General features: G+C 73.0%; 14 protein-coding genes. 8 read left to right on the top strand and 6 right to left on the bottom strand.

The window, feature by feature from the left end:
- Positions 1 to 25 precede the first annotated feature (25 nt).
- From ACGF3C_RS23530 to rimP, 3 genes are read right to left on the bottom strand one after another with little or no spacing between them, the layout of a single operon-like run.
- Positions 26 to 358, bottom strand: a complete 333-nt coding sequence (locus tag ACGF3C_RS23530) for a YlxR family protein (RefSeq protein WP_393225197.1) — start codon at positions 356 to 358, stop codon at positions 26 to 28.
- A gap of 16 nt (positions 359 to 374) precedes the next feature.
- Positions 375 to 1418, bottom strand: a complete 1044-nt coding sequence (gene nusA, locus ACGF3C_RS23525) for a transcription termination factor NusA (protein WP_357222018.1) — start codon at positions 1416 to 1418, stop codon at positions 375 to 377.
- A complete protein-coding gene (rimP, locus tag ACGF3C_RS23520; protein ID WP_357222016.1) occupies positions 1415 to 2104 on the bottom strand; it encodes a ribosome maturation factor RimP in 690 nt (229 codons plus the stop codon). Before rimP ends, nusA begins: the two co-directional genes overlap by 4 nt.
- Positions 2105 to 2259: 155 nt before the next feature.
- On the opposite strand from rimP, the gene ACGF3C_RS23515 reads away from it, so the two are divergent.
- From ACGF3C_RS23515 to ACGF3C_RS23485, 7 genes are all read left to right on the top strand, one after another.
- Positions 2260 to 2787 carry a hypothetical protein gene (locus ACGF3C_RS23515; protein ID WP_393225193.1) on the top strand — a complete coding sequence of 176 codons (528 nt, stop codon included), beginning with the start codon at positions 2260 to 2262 and terminating at the stop codon, positions 2785 to 2787.
- On the top strand, positions 2784 to 3221 hold the full coding sequence (locus ACGF3C_RS23510; protein WP_030337610.1) for a ferritin-like domain-containing protein: 438 nt from the start codon (positions 2784 to 2786) through the stop codon (positions 3219 to 3221). Before ACGF3C_RS23515 ends, ACGF3C_RS23510 begins: the two co-directional genes overlap by 4 nt.
- Positions 3222 to 3273: 52 nt before the next feature.
- Positions 3274 to 3876: a PadR family transcriptional regulator gene (locus tag ACGF3C_RS23505; protein WP_357222012.1), complete on the top strand. Its 603-nt coding sequence runs from the start codon at positions 3274 to 3276 to the stop codon at positions 3874 to 3876.
- Positions 3873 to 4607 (top strand): ABC transporter ATP-binding protein, encoded by a 735-nt coding sequence (locus ACGF3C_RS23500; protein ID WP_238686836.1) that lies wholly within the window; start codon positions 3873 to 3875, stop codon positions 4605 to 4607. The genes ACGF3C_RS23505 and ACGF3C_RS23500 overlap by 4 nt, the downstream gene beginning before the upstream one ends.
- Positions 4604 to 7384: an FtsX-like permease family protein gene (locus tag ACGF3C_RS23495; RefSeq protein ID WP_357222008.1), complete on the top strand. Its 2781-nt coding sequence runs from the start codon at positions 4604 to 4606 to the stop codon at positions 7382 to 7384. Before ACGF3C_RS23500 ends, ACGF3C_RS23495 begins: the two co-directional genes overlap by 4 nt.
- Positions 7385 to 7458: 74 nt before the next feature.
- Positions 7459 to 7959: a nitroreductase/quinone reductase family protein gene (locus ACGF3C_RS23490; protein WP_357222006.1), complete on the top strand. Its 501-nt coding sequence runs from the start codon at positions 7459 to 7461 to the stop codon at positions 7957 to 7959.
- A 151-nt stretch (positions 7960 to 8110) separates the two neighbouring features.
- Positions 8111 to 8839 (top strand): nucleotidyltransferase domain-containing protein, encoded by a 729-nt coding sequence (locus ACGF3C_RS23485; RefSeq protein ID WP_357222004.1) that lies wholly within the window; start codon positions 8111 to 8113, stop codon positions 8837 to 8839.
- A 6-nt stretch (positions 8840 to 8845) separates the two neighbouring features.
- Here the strand turns inward: ACGF3C_RS23485 and ACGF3C_RS23480 are convergent, their stop codons facing one another.
- Together ACGF3C_RS23480 and map are read right to left on the bottom strand one after the other, a co-directional pair.
- Complete coding sequence (locus ACGF3C_RS23480; protein WP_091400358.1) at positions 8846 to 9559, bottom strand: VIT1/CCC1 transporter family protein; 714 nt, start codon at positions 9557 to 9559, stop codon at positions 8846 to 8848.
- The gene (map, locus tag ACGF3C_RS23475) at positions 9556 to 10413 is read right to left on the bottom strand and encodes a type I methionyl aminopeptidase (RefSeq protein WP_393225185.1); all 858 of its coding nucleotides are present in this window, start codon (positions 10411 to 10413) and stop codon (positions 9556 to 9558) included. Before map ends, ACGF3C_RS23480 begins: the two co-directional genes overlap by 4 nt.
- 95 nt (positions 10414 to 10508) lie before the next feature.
- Here map and ACGF3C_RS23470 point away from each other — a divergent pair, with 95 nt between their 5' ends.
- Positions 10509 to 10826, top strand: coding sequence for an STAS domain-containing protein (locus tag ACGF3C_RS23470; RefSeq protein ID WP_357222001.1), 318 nt, complete (start codon positions 10509 to 10511; stop codon positions 10824 to 10826).
- 26 nt (positions 10827 to 10852) lie between these two features.
- Here ACGF3C_RS23470 and ACGF3C_RS23465 read toward each other — a convergent pair whose 3' ends face one another.
- On the bottom strand, positions 10853 to 14512 hold the full coding sequence (locus tag ACGF3C_RS23465; RefSeq protein WP_393225182.1) for a SpoIIE family protein phosphatase: 3660 nt from the start codon (positions 14510 to 14512) through the stop codon (positions 10853 to 10855).
- Between the last annotated feature and the right edge of the window lie 92 nt (positions 14513 to 14604).

Genomic DNA, 14604 nt, shown 5'->3' with positions numbered 1-14604 from the left:
TCATTTCAGGGACTTCATCGTGTGCTCATGTCGGTCGTCCTACCCTGCTAGCGACCCTCGCCCGGTCGGGCTGACCGGACGTAGTGGTTGGCGCATCGACGTGCTCCGCCAGCGCACCGTGGTCGAGGACCTCGGTGCTGCGCAGCGCACGCCCGAAGGCGCGGCGCCGCACCGCCAGCGCGAAGCAGGCCGGATCCGGGTGCATGTTCGCTCCCCGACCCGGCAGCCTGCGGCGCGGATCAGGCCGGAGGCTGTGACCAGCCTCGTCCCTGACCGCGACGACCCGCAGCAATTCGCTGGCCGGCGCGCGTTTCCGGCAACCCACACAGGTGCGCTCCGGTTGCACGCGTCGTACCACTGGAGGAAGTCTACCCCTAGCTGCCCGAGATCGCGCCGCCCGGCTCCCGCACGTGATCAGTTACCCCACGCGCTGCCGGTGCGGTCTGCTCCGCGTCGGAACGAATGTCGATCCGCCAACCGGTCAATCGGGCCGCGAGTCGGGCATTCTGCCCCTCCCGACCGATGGCGAGCGAGAGCTGGAAGTCGGGAACTGTCACCCGGGCGGCCCGGTTGGCCAGGTCGACCACCTCGACCCGCAACGCCTTGGCCGGCGACAACGCGTTGCCGACGAAGGTGCCCGGGTCGTCCGACCAGTCGATGATGTCGATCTTCTCACCGTGCAGCTCGCTCATCACGGCACGCACCCGCTGACCCATCGGGCCGATGCAGGCGCCCTTGGCGTTCACCCCCGGGGTGGTGGAGCGAACGGCGATCTTCGTGCGATGGCCCGCCTCACGGGCGATCGCACCGATCTCGACGGTGCCGTCGGCGATCTCCGGCACCTCCAGCGCGAAGAGCTTCTTGACCAGAGCCGGGTGCGACCGGGACAGGGTGATCTGCGGCCCGCGCATGCCCTTTGCCACGTGCACCACGACGCAGCGGACCCGCTCGCCGTGCGCGTACCGCTCGCCGGGCACCTGCTCGGACTGCGGCAGCACGCCCTCCAGCTTGCCCAGGTCGACGCTGACGATGCCCTTCTCGGTACGCGTCTCGTGCGCCTGCACCACGCCGGTGACCAGGTCGCCCTCACGGCCGACGTACTCACCGAAGTGCACCTCGTCGGTGGCCTCCCGCAACCGCTGGAGGATCACCTGCTTGGCGGTCATGGCGGCGATCCGGCCGAAGTCGTGCGGGGTGTCGTCCCACTCCCGCACCAGGCTGCCGTCGGCATCCATCTCCTGGGCGTACACCAGGGCGGCGCCCGACCTGCGGTCGATCTCCACCCGGGCGTACGGTTCGGCCCCGTCGGTGTGCCGGTAGGCGGTCAGCAACGCGGTCTCGATCGCCGCGAGAATCGTGTCGAACGGGATCTCCCGCTCGCGCTCGAGTGCGCGCAGCGCCGCGAGGTCGATGTTCACCTCTCCTCGTCCTCCACATCATCTTCGTCGTCGATGTCGTCTGAATCGTCGAACTCGTCGGAATCGTCCGCGTCGTCGAACTCGTCCTCCGGCTCACCGAGCTCGGCGAGCCGGGTGAACTCGACCTGCACACGACCGGGGCCCAGCTGGGCGTACGCCCAGGCGGCGCGGCCATCGTCGGTCTCCAGGTGCACGCCCTCGTCGTCGGCCGCGACCACCCGGCCGGTCAGTTGACGGTCACCAGCGGGCTGTTCGCCGCGTTGGCCGGGCAGCGTGGCCGCGCCCCGGGCGGTGACCTTCACCAGTCGGCCCACGTTGCGCCGCCAGTGACGGGGCAGGGTGAGCGGCCGGTCGACGCCGGGCGAGCTGACTTCCAGTTGGTACTCGCCGGCGACGATGTCGCCGCCGGTCTCCTCGGCGGCGTCCAGCGCGGCCGAGACCTTGCGGGAGACGTCCGCGACGGCGTCCAGGTCGATCCCGCCGTCGGTGTCCACCATCACGCGCACCACGTGCCGGCGGCCGGCCCGGGAGACCGACAGGTCCTCCAGGTCGTAGCCGGCGTCGTTGACCACTGGCTCGATCACGGCCCGCAGTCGGTCCCGCCGCGCGGCGAGGTCACCGCCGCGGGGGCCCGCAGCACCGCGGGGCTGACCCGTCGGCCTGGTGGCACGGCCACGCTGCGTCATCTCCGCACCCTCTCCCTGGTCGACGGGGACCGGTGTTCCCGCCATGCCGGCACGCCACCGGAGTGGACACGCCGGTGGTTGCGCAGAGCGTAACGCGCCTGCCGGGCGGCGGACCGGGCGGCGCACCGACGCCGGTGACCCCCGGAGCGGCACGGATGGTGTTGACTTGTCCGGTGGGGATCGGCAGAACGACACAGCGCGACCAAGCATCCGGACATTCCCGGCGAAAGCTCCTGAGCACCGGGACGCTGCTGGTGCTCGGCGGTGCCGTGACGCCGCTGACCGGCTGTGATCTTTTCGACCGCGACGACCAACCGGCCCCACCGCCCGACCCGCTGCGGCCGATGGTGGACGAGTCACTCGCGCTGGCCGCCGCGTACCGGGCGACCGCGACCGCCCACCCCGAGCTCGCCGACCGGCTCAACCCGATCGCCGAGACGCACACCGCGCACGCCACCGAGCTGGCCCGGGTGATCGGCGTGACAGTGCCGTCGGCGGCCCCCGCCACGCCGAGCACCGACCCGGCCGCCGATCCGAACGGCGCGCGCGCCGCCCTGCGGGCACTGGAGAAGACCGCCCAGCAGTCCGCCGCCGCCGCCTGCGCCGCTGCGCCCGCGGAGCGGGCGGCGCTGCTCGGGTCGATAGTCGCCGCCCGGGCAACCCACCAGGAAGCACTCAAGTGAGGCAGCCGTCCGCCGGGGAGGCACTCGCCTCCGCCCTGTCCGCCGAGTACGCGGCCATCTACGCCTACGGACGGATCGGTGTCCGGCTCAGCGGAGCTGCGCGGGACGCGGCACGCCAGGCGGAGGCCGCGCATCGACGGCGGCGCGACGCGCTGGTCGTGCAGCTCACCACGGCCGGCGGCGTCGTCCCACCGGACCGCGCCGGGTACGCCCTGCCGTTCCCGGTCACCGACCGGGCCAGCGCCCTGCGGCTCGCCGCCGAGGTGGAGGAGCGCACGGCCGCGCACTGGCGGGCTGCCCTGGCATCCACCACCGGCGCCGACCGGGACCAGGCGTTGGCCGCCCTGGTCGAGTACGCCGTGCGGGCCACCCGGTGGCGGAAGACGGCCGGGCTGACCCCGCTGACTGTCCCGTTTCCCGGCCGACCGACCTGAACCCGTCCACTCCGGTTGCGGTACGCATACCAGGTATGCATACTCCGTTGCCATGTCCATCCGTCACGGGTTGCTCGCCCTGCTCGAACGCGGCCAGATGTACGGGTACCAGCTGCGCGCCGCGTTCGAGGAGTCGACCGGCTCGACCTGGCCGCTGAACATCGGGCAGGTCTACACCACGTTGTCCCGGCTGGAACGGGACGGTCTGGTGCGCCCGCTGCCGGAGAGCGAGGGCGGGCAGCGCCCGTACGAGATCACCGACGCTGGCCGGGCGGACCTGGCGCTGTGGTTCGCCACCCCGATCAGTCGTAACGACCGCCCCCGTGACGAACTGGCGATCAAACTGGCGCTGGCGCTGACCACCCCGGGGGTCGACGTCCGGTCGGTGGTGCAGGCCCAACGCAGCGCGACGATGCGGGCCCTTCAGGAGTTGACCCGGTTGAAGTACGGCAGCAACCGGCCGGAGGACCTTCCCTGGCGCCTCGTGCTGGACTCGATGGTGTTCCAGGCCGAGGCCGAGGTTCGCTGGCTGGACCACTGCGAGACCAGTCTGGTCCGGCACCAACCCAGCGGCCCGGCGCCTCCCGCTACCCGACCCGATGACGTCGACGCGCGGGACGCGGCTCGATGGGCCGGCGAGGAGGCAAGACGGTGAGCGGATCGGACGACGCGGTGCTGGAGCTACGCGCCGTCCACCGCACCCACGGTGCCGGGCCGGCGGCGGTGCACGCGCTGCGCGGCGTCAGCCTGGTCGTCCGGCCCGGCGAGCTGGTCGCCGTGATGGGACCGTCCGGCTCCGGCAAATCGACACTGCTGGCTCTCGCCGGTGGGTTGGACCGTCCGACCGGCGGCGAGGTCCGGGTCGAGGGGCAACCGCTGGGGGCCCTGGACCGCCGCGGGCTGGCCCAGCTGCGCCGCCGTCGGATCGGCTACATCTTCCAGCAGCTCAACCTGCTGGGCAGTCTGAGCGCGCTGGAGAACGTGGCGCTCCCGTTGGAACTCGACGGGACCAGCGGACGTCGGGCCCGCGCACTGGCCATGGCCGCGCTCACCGAGGTGGGGCTGCCCGCGTTGGGGGACCGTTTCCCGGACCAGCTCTCCGGCGGGCAGCAGCAGCGGGTGGCCATCGCCCGCGCGCTGGTGGGCGACCGTCGGCTGGTCCTCGCCGACGAGCCCACCGGGGCGTTGGACTCCCAGACCGGTGAGGCGGTGCTGCACCTGCTGCGCCGTCGGATCGACGCGGGCGCCGCCGGGGTGCTGGTCACCCACGAGGCGCGGCACGCTGGCTGGGCGGACCGGGTGGTGTTCCTCCGCGACGGCGTGCTGGTCGACACGACGGCACCGCTGGGCAGTGTCGAGCAACTGCTGTCCGGCAGCGACCGGTGACCGTTCGCCGTCCGATGCGGGCCCTCGGTCGGGCCGGCACCGCGACGCCGCGGCCGGTCGCGCCGCCCGCCCCGGTCGGCCGGAGGCGGTTCGCCGAGCTGACCGGCTCCTGGCGGGCCGCGCTGCGAATCGCCCGGCGGGAGTCACGCCGGTCCCGGCGGCGGACGGCCCTGGTGCTCGCGATGATCGCCCTGCCGGTGGCGGCGCTCGCCTTCCTGGCGGCGAGCTACGACATGGCCGAGCTGACCCCACAGGAACGCGTCGACCGCCGGCTCGGCGTGGCCGACGCGGAGTTGCAGTGGATCGCCAGCAGCCCGGTGCGGCAGGACGACTGGGGTGAGGCATGGTCCACCCAGGACGGCGAGCCCCCCGCGCGGGTCACCGCCGCCCAGATGACCACCCTGCTGGGGCCGGGCAGCCGGGTCACCGAGCTTCGTCCCCGCGTCCCGCTGACACTGCGCGGCCCGCGCCGCGACGAGGCCGTGGCCGGGCGGGCGCTGGACCTCACCGACCCGTTGGCCCGAGGGCTGGTGCGGTTCCGGGCCGGCCGGGCACCACAGCAGGCCGGTGAGGTAGCCGTCAGTCCGGTGGCGCTGCGCCGCCTGGGCCTGCGCCTCGGCCACGCCGTGGCCACCGCCGACGGAAGCAGGGCGTACACAGTCGTGGGGGTGGTCGAATTTCCCGACGACCTCGGGCCGGTCGTGGCGCTGCACCCGGGGGCCGTGCAGGCGACCGGCCCGGAGCCGGACAGCGTCTGGCTGGCGGACCTGCCCGGAGCAGTGGACGCCGCGCTGGTGTCCCGGCTCAACGAGCGGGGGGTGGTGGTCACCGCCCGAAGCCCGGTCGGCTCGGGGACCACAGCGGACCGGACGTGGTTCGGTGCGATCAGGCAGAGCGGCGCCAACGACCTGAGCACCGGCGTCCTCATCGCGGGCCTCGGGCTTCTGGAGGTCGTCCTGCTGGTCGGGCCGGCCTTCGCCGTCGGCGTCCGTCGTCGACGGCGGGATCTGGCGCTGGTCGCGGTGGCGGGCGGGGACGCCGCCCAGCTTCGCCGGGTCGTGCTGGCCGACGGTGTGGTGTTGGGCGTGCTGGGGGCCGCCGCCGGCCTGCTGGTCGGCGTCAGCGCGGCGTTCGCCGGTCGCCCGCTGATGGAGCAGTACGTCTTCAGCGCCCGTTTCGGCGGCTACCGCTGCTGGCCGAGCGCGCTGGCCCTGCTCGGTGGCGTCGCGGTGCTGGCCGGGGTGCTCGCCGCGCTGGCACCGGCCTGGACCGCCGCCCGGCAGGACGTCAGCGCCGGGCTCGCCGGACGACGCACCCCGGCGAAATCCCCGGGCCGGTGGTTGGTTCTCGGACTGGCACTGGTGGTCGGCGGGGCGGGGCTGGCGGCGTTCGGAGCCACCCAGACTTCCCCGGCGGTGGTTCTCACCGGGCTGATCCTCGGCGAGTTGGGCCTGGTCTGCTGCACGCCCACGCTGCTCGGGGCGCTCGCCCGCCTCGGCCGGGTGCTGCCGCTGGCGCCACGGATCGCACTGCGCGATGCCAGCCGCAACCGGGCCGCCGCGGCACCCGCCATCTGCGCCGTGATGGCCGCCGTCGCCAGCAGTGTCGCCCTCGGCGGCTACCTGGCCAGCGACGGCACCCGCGACGCGCGCGCCTACCGGCCGGCGCTGCCGACCGGTCACATGCTGGTGCACGCCAACCGGCCGGACGGCCAGCCCACCCTGGCGCAGGTCGCCGACGCGGCCCGGGACCAGTTGGGGGTCGACGCGGTCGCCACGGTGTACGAGCCCAACTGCGACCCGACGGGTGCCCGTTACTGCGACGTGGCACCCGTCCTCCCGCCGAGCCGAGCCTGTCCGTTTCAGCCCGGCGACAGTCTTCCCGCCGCACACCGCCAGCAGGCGCGGGCCGACCCACGCTGCCAGATCCGCGAGGCCGACTCCTACGGCGGCTACGTCCTGCCCGGGGTGGACGACGGCTTCGCGCTGCCACTTCTCACCGGCGCGGACCCGGCGACGACCGCCGCCGCCACGGCGGTGCTGCATGCCGGTGGCGTGGTGGTGACCGACCCGCGCTACCTGCACGACGGCCTGGTGACCGTCCGCGTCTTCAGCACGGACGGGAAAACGGACACTCCGGCCACCGTCGTCCGCGACCTGCCGGGGTACGCGCTGCCCCAGGCGTCGGGCTCCTCCCGCCTGCTGTTGTCCACCCACGCGGCCCGACAACTCGACATGAGCTGGTTCCCGGCTGGCTGGGTGGTCGGCACCCCGACCCCGCCGGACGAGGAGCAACAGGCGCGGTTCTCCGCCGCGCTGCGTTCCTTCGGGACGTTCTCGCTGAACGTCGAGTACGGCGGCGCCCCACGCGACGTCTCACCGGTGCTCCTGCTGCTCGCGGCGGCGGCCGGGCTGATCACCGTGGGGGCGGCGGGGATCGCCACCGCGCTCGCCGCCGCCGAGGGACGCGCCGAACTGACCACCCTCGCGGCCGTCGGCGCGGCCCCAGCGGTACGCCGGCTGCTGGCGATCTGCCAGGCCGGGGTCATCGCCGGTATCGGTTCGGTGCTCGGCATCGTGGCCGGGCTCGGCACCGCCGCGATCGTGCTGGTCTCGGTGAACCGGCAGTACGCCAGTGACTGGCCGATATCCGATCCGTACCCCTTTCTGGTGCCGTGGCCCGCGCTCGGGGTCCTGGTGCTGGTGCCGGTGGTGGCGATGCTCGGGGCGGGCCTGTTCACCCGGGCCCGACTGCCCATCGAACGGCGGCTGGACTGACCGGTCCGCCGGGCAGCCGAAAGTGGACCGCGTGGGGGTGCCGCCGGGGCCGGGCAGCCGGCAGACTGACCGGCGTGTCAGTGCTCAGGAATGTCGTCCGTCGAGTCGGTCATCATCGCTGGTTCGGCGCCACCGCGCGCCTGCTGGTTCCGGCCGACCGGATGGTTGGTCGACTCACCCGGGGTAGGGTGGTCGCGCTCGGCCTGCTTCCCTCCCTGCTCATCACCACAACGGGTCGCCGCTCCGGCAAGCCCCGCAGCAATCCGCTGCTCTACGTGCCCGACGGCGACGCGTACGTGGTGATCGGCTCCAACTGGGGGCAGACCCACCACCCCGGCTGGGCGATGAACCTGCTCGCCGATCCTGCCGCCGAGGTGGACGTGAAGGGCCGGCGGGTCGCGGTGCGGGCCCAGCGGGCCTCCGGCGCCGAACGGGACCGGTTGTGGCAGCTGTTGGTCAGCGCGTGGCCCGCGTACCACACGTACGTGCAGCGGGCCGGTGGCCGGGAGATCCACATCTTCCGGCTGGCCCCGATCGGGCGCGGCGCGCCCGAAGCGCCGCCGCCGGCTGGCTAGGCTGACGCTCGGTAGTTGAGGCGAGGTGGTTCCGTGAGCGCGAGGAGTGAGCCGGGGTTGCGAGCTCCGCAGCCGCGAACAGAGCTGAGCCCGTGAGCGCGAGGAGTGAGCCGGGGTTGCGAGCCCCGCAGCCGCGAACAGAGCTGGTCCGGTGAGTGAGCGGGCCGGTGTCGACCGGGGCCTCGACGATCGACGGTGGACGGTCGCGGAGCGGGTCGCCGAGGCGATCCGGCGGCGGTTCCCGGCCGACGCGCTCGCGATCGCGGTACACGGGCCGCTGGCGCACGGGGACGACGACGGCGGCGGGGACCGCGAGGCCGGATTGCTGGTGGTCACCTATCGGCCCGGGACCGGCCCGTCGCCGGCCACCCGGCGGGTCGACGGGGTGCTCGTCGACCTGACCGTGGCCGCCGCCGAGGACTACCTGGCCCAGGCGCGGGTGCTCTCACCGCTCTGGCCGCTGACCGCCGACCGGTACGTCACCACGCAGGCGTTGCACGATCCGACGGGCTGGTTGCGCACGCTGCGCGACGAGCACCTCGGCCGGCTGGCCCGGGCCCGACCGGCGGAGTTCAGCACCGCGGCCCGCCAGGCGTGGTACAGGGGCAGCGCGGCGCACTCCCGCGCGGCCCGGCTGGCCGAGTGGTACGAGACCGATCAGGCTCTGCTGATGCTCGCCGAGGCCCGGCTGGCGGCGGCGACGGTGACCGGTCTGCTGAGTCGCACCTACTTCCGGGACCCGGGGGACGCGGTGCGGCGCACCGGGTTGGCCGGGGCGGACATGACCGAGGTGGGTGTGGTGCTGGCCCGGCAGGCCGAGGAGCTGGCCGCTCGTGGTCGTGCGGTCGACGGCACGATAGACGAGCTGCTCAGCACCTGAGGCGCGTCACAGCCCGCCCGGTACGCCGATCAGCGAGCCGATCAGGTAGGTGGCGCCGGCCGCCGCGGCGCCCAGCAGCAGCTGGCGCAGCCCGCTGGTCCACCAGGGACGGTGGGTGAAGCGGGCCACCACGGCACCGGCGGCGAACAGCCCGAGCCCGCCGACGGCGAGCGCCAGCCACAGTTCGGTCGCGCCGAGCAGGTACGGCAGCAGCGGGACCAGCGCGCCGATCGAGAAGAACAGGAACGACGAGATCGCCGCGGCCCACGGGCTGGGCTGGTCGTCGGGGTCGACGCCCAGCTCCTCGCGGACGTGCACCCGCAGCGCCTCCTCCGGGTCGCGCCGCACCGCCTCGGCGACCTGGGTGGCGAGGTCCCGGGGCAGGCCCCGGGCCACCCACGCGTCGGCCAGTTCCCGGGCCTCCGCCTCGGGGTGCCGTTCCAGTTCCCGTCGTTCCTTGGCCACCTCGGCGGCGACCTGCTCGTTGGCGGAGCGCACGCTGGTGTACTCGCCGAGGCCCATCGAGATCGCACCGGCGACGAGGCCGGCGCTGCCGGTGAGCACGATGCTGCGAGGCGACACCCCACCGCCGCCGACCCCGGCGATCAGGGCGATGTTGGTGACGAGGCCGTCCATCGCGCCGAACACGGCCGGGCGCAGCCAGCCGCCGGAGACGTCCGCGTGGTGCGCCTCGCGCAGCGCCGCTGGGGTGTCGGTCACGGCAGGGTCAGGATCTCGTGGCCGTCGTCGGTCACCACGATGGTGTGCTCGAACTGCGCCGTCCACTTCCGGTCCTTGGTGACCACTGTCCACCCGTCGTCCCACATGTCGTACTGGTAGGTGCCGAGGGTGATCATCGGCTCGATGGTGAACGTCATGCCGGGTTCCATGATGTCGGTGGGGCGCGGGCTGTCGTAGTGCGGCACGTACAGGCCGCTGTGGAAGGCCTCACCGATGCCGTGGCCGGTGAAGTCGCGCACCACGCCGTAACCGAACCGCTTGGCGTACGACTCGATGACGCGTCCCACCACGTTGATCTGGCGTCCCGGGGCGACGGCGCGGATGCCGCGCATCATCGCCTCGTGGGTCCGCTCGACCAGCAGCCGGGCCTCTTCGCTGACCTCGCCGACGCAGAAGGTGGCGTCGGTGTCACCGTGCACCCCACCGATGTACGCGGTCACGTCGACGTTGATGATGTCGCCGTCGTGCAGGACCGTGGTGTCCGGGATGCCATGGCAGATGACCTCGTTGAGGCTGGTGCAGCAGGACTTAGGGAAGCCCTTGTAGCCCAGCGTCGACGGGTACGCGCCATGGTCGCAGAGGAACTCGTGCACCACCTTGTCGATCTCGTCGGTGGTCACGCCGGGTTTGCAGTGCTCGCCGGCGAGCTTGGTCGCCTGGGCGGCGAGCCGGCTGGCGATCCGCATCTTCTCGATGGTCTCCGGCGTCTGCACGTGCGAGCCACGCCACTCCCGCGGACGCGTCTTGCCCACGTACTCCGGTCGGGCGATCTGGGACGGCACCGGTCGCATCGGGGAGAGCGTGCCTGGTGTCAGCGGCGGGCGGACGGTCATGCCGCAAGCCTATCGCCGGGGCCGCTGGTGACCCGCGCCACGGCCGCCCGGTGGAGGTTGTTGCCCTGCCAGGGTGGCTGTGCCATGGTGTCAGCGTGGATCAAGGGGGAGCACCACCCGTCTTCTCCGCCAGCGCAGAGATCGACGGTGACCACCTCCACGTCGTGGTGGCCGGCGAGGTCGACATGGCGACCGCGGACACGATGCTCCAGACCGCGCTGCGCGAGCCCGCCGCCGGGAAGATCACTCTCGACCTGAGTGCGGTGACCTTCTTCGACTCGGCCGCCATCCATGCCCTGGTCCGGCTCGCCCAGGAGTTTTCGGGGCGGCTCAGCGTCCGCCCGTCCCGGCAGGTCCGTCGGGTGCTGGAGATCTCCGGCCTCGGCGAACAGGGCTGGCTCGACCCGGCCTAGGCAACCGGCCGCCGCCGAGCGCGCGGTCAGTCCTGCAACTGCCGGCGCAGCGTCACCTCGGTGCCCTCGGCGGTACGCCGTACCGACAGTTCACCCAGCGCTCTGATCAGGTCCAGGCCGCGGCCCCGGAAGCCGGAGCCGGTCGACTCCCGCCACTGCCCGCTGTCGCGCACGGTGGCCGTCACCGTCCGACCGTCGATGGCCACCTCCACACTGATCATGGCCTCGGCGGGGTGGACCGGGTGCTCGATGGCGTTGGCGGCGGCCTCGGAGACGGCAACCGTCAGGTCGAACCTGTCGGTCTCGCCGACGGAGTGCGCGACGAGGAAATCCTCCAGCCGCTTGCGGAGCACGCTGAGCCGGGTCGGGTCCGCCGGTAGCCGCAGCGCGAAGCGGTTCAGCTCCGCCGCCTCCAGGGCGAGAACCGCCACGTCGTCGCGGCGCGGCCGCCCGGTGACCCGTTCGACCACCGCGTCGATCAGGTCCACCACGTGCTCGCTCGGGGTGGCCGCGTCGATGCGCAACTGGGCCAGTGCGGCATCGATGCCGAGCTGACGGTCCTCGACCAGCCCGTCGGTGTAGAGCAGCAGTCGAGTGCCGGCCGGCAACTCGCCCTCCACCGACTCGTACGTCGCGTCGGGGAGCGCGCCGACAGGTGGGCCGAGCGCCCGGTCGTGCAGGAACGCCACGTCGCCTCCGGTGATCAACAGTGGGGACGGGTGACCGGCGCTCGCGTAACGCAGCCGCCCGGTGCCGGGGTTGAACAGCAGGCAGACCACCGTCGCGAAGGAGCGGGCCTCGGTGGAGCCGACCAGCCGGTTGAGCCGGGTCAGCGACTCACCCGGGTCGAAGCCCTCCAGGACGTACGCCCGCAGCGCGTTGCGCAGCTGCCCCATCGCCGCGGCGGCCCGGACGCCCTTACCGACCACATCGCCGATGACCAGCACCAGCTCGTCGCCGTTGAGCGCGATCGCGTCGTACCAGTCGCCACCGACCTCGACGTCGGCGCTGCCGGGCAGGTAGCGGCTGGCGATCACCGCGCCGGGCAGTTGGGGCAGCGACCGGGGCAGCAGGCTGTGCTGCAGGGTGGTGGCGATGCGGTGTTCGGCTTCGTAGAGCTGGGCGTTCTCCAGTCGCACCCCGACGAGCCGGGCCAGCTCGGTCAACGCGGCGTCGTCGGCCTGCGCCTCGTCGCCGGCTGCCCGCCAGACCCGCAGCTCACCGAGCTGCTTGCCGGCGGTGCCGGTCAGCTCGGCCACGAACGACGGGTCGGCGGCGGTGGTGCCTCCGCCGTCCGCCTCGAAGCGCGCCTCGGCCGCGGAGACGACCACCCGGGCCGCTTCGGCGAGGCTCAACGCGTGCCGGGCGGCGACCTGGAGCACGTCGGCTGTGGATCGGGCGGAGTTCACCGCCACCGCCGCGTCGGCCAGCGCGCGGAGCCGGCGGATGATCTGCCCGCGCAGCTGGCCCAGCTCGACGTTGGCCCGGACCCGGGCGACCAGTTCCTGCGCGGAGAACGGCTTGGTGAGGTAGTCGTCAGCGCCGACGGCGAGACCGGCGACCTCCTCCGCGGAGCCGGCGCGGGCGGAGAGCAGCACGATCGGGACATGCCGGGTGCGCGGGTCCGCGCGCAGCGCGCTCACCAGCCCGAACCCGTCCAGCCGGGGCATCATCACGTCGGTGAGCACCAGGTCGAACCCGCCCTCGCGGGCCAGCGGCAGGGCTTCGAGCCCGTCGTTCGCGGTGACCACGTCCCAGGTCGGGGAGAGCAGTCGGCTGACGTGCTCCTGCAGGTCGGCGTTGTCGTCGACGACCAGGATCCGGCCGGCCGAGACGCCCTCCGACGGCCAATGGTCGAGTTCCGGTGTCGACGCGACGCCGGCCCACAGCGCGGTCTCCGCCACGAAGAGCCGGGCCTGCTGGGGCTCACCCACCGGCAGCGGGTCGAACGCCGCCACCTGGTCCGCCGGCAGGTGCGCCGAGCCGAACGGAACGGTCACCGTGAAGGTGCTGCCCACGTCGATCTGGCTCGTCAACCCGACCTCGCCGCCGTGCATCTCGACCAGTTCCCGGACCAGCGCGAGGCCGATGCCGGTGCCTTCGTGGGTACGTGCCCGCGCCCCGGGAACCCGGTGGAACCGTTCGAAGACGTGCGGCAGCTCGTCCGTCACGATCCCGATGCCGGTGTCCGTCACCTCCAGCCGGGCCGCGCCCTCCACGGCCCGGACCCGCACCCGGATCTCGCCGTCGAAGGTGAACTTGACAGCGTTCGACACCAGGTTGAGGACGACCTTCTCCCACATGTCCCGGTCGACGTGGACCGGCATCGGCAGCGGCGGACAGTCCACCACCAGTCGCAACCCGGCCCGGTCGGTGGCCGAGCGGAAGGTGCTGGCCAGCCGGGCGGTGTAATCGGCGAGGTCGGTGGGCTGGTAGCGGGCGGCGAGCCGACCGGACTCCAGCCGGGAGAAGTCCAGCACCGTGTTGACCAGCTTGAGCAGGCGCAGCGCGTTGCGGTGCATCATGGTGAGCCGGTCGGTGTCGGTGGGGGGCAGCGCCGGATCGGCCAGCATGTCCTCCAGCGGGCCGAGCACCAGGGTCAGTGGCGTGCGGAACTCGTGGCTGACGTTGGCGAAGAAGTTGGTCTTCGCCCGGTCCAGCGCTGCCAGCTCGGCGGCGCGGGCCCGTTCCTGCTCGTACGCCCGCTGGGTGCCGACCGCCCGGGAGATCTGGGCGGCGACCAGGCCGAGGAAGTCGCGGTAGTCGTCGCCGAGCGGCAACTGGCGGGCCACGCCGACGACCAGCGCGCCGACCGTCTGGTTGGTCGCCGTGAGCGGCAACACGAGAGCCTGGTCTGCGGCGTCGACCGGCAGCGCGTCGAGCAGCGCGGTGACCTCGATCGTGGCAGGCGCGTCATCGGCGCTGAGCCGGGCCAACACCTGCGCCGTGACATCGGCGGCGGGCGGGGTGGTGCCGGTACAACCGGCCAGGGTGAGCTGGTCGCTGTCGTCTGCCAGATAGATCAGGGCGAACGGCACGTCGGCCTCGTGCCGGCCGAGCACCTCGGCGGCGGTCCGGCCCAGCTCCGTGGCGTTGCCGATGTCGCTCAGCTCGGCACCCAGTTCGGCCAGCGCGCGCAGGCGACGCTCGCCGAGCACCCGCCCGGTGGTCTCGCTGACGATGCAGTAGACGCCACTGACCGAGCCGTCGTCACCGCGGATCGGGTCGTACGAGACGTTGAAGTAGGTCTGCTCGACGAAGCCGTACCGGTCCAGCAGAAAAGGGTGGTCCTCGCCCCGGTAGGAGCGGCCGGTGCTCCGGACGTTGTCGAGCAGGGGGCCGAGCACCGCCCAGGTCTCCGCCCAGTTCGCGCGGGCCGGTCGGCCGATCACGTCCGGGTGTTTGCCGCCGATGGTCGGCCGGTAGGCGTCGTTGTAGAAGGCCAACTGCTCGTCGCCCCAGAACATGACGATCGCCGCGCTGGAGGCGAGCATCATCCCGACCGCGTTGGAGAGCTCCGGGGGCCACTGACCGGGCCCGCCCAGGGGGCCGGAGGACCAGTCGAAGGAGGCCAACCGCTCGCCCATCTCGCCGCCGGCCGCGAACGCGGCCGCCAGCATCGGCGGGGTCTCGCGACCGGACAGGGCCGGATGCCCGATGTCCGCGCCCCCCTGGGCCGAGCTCATGCAGCCTCCCCGCCCCGGCCGTACCCCTCGACCGTTGATCTTCACCCGCTGTGCCTCGACTTGTACCCCAGCGGACCAGCAACGTAACGCAT

This window comes from Micromonospora sp. NPDC047762 (genome assembly GCF_043204655.1).
Lineage (GTDB): Bacteria > Actinomycetota > Actinomycetes > Mycobacteriales > Micromonosporaceae > Micromonospora.
This window is presented reverse-complemented; position numbering and strand designations above follow the sequence as displayed.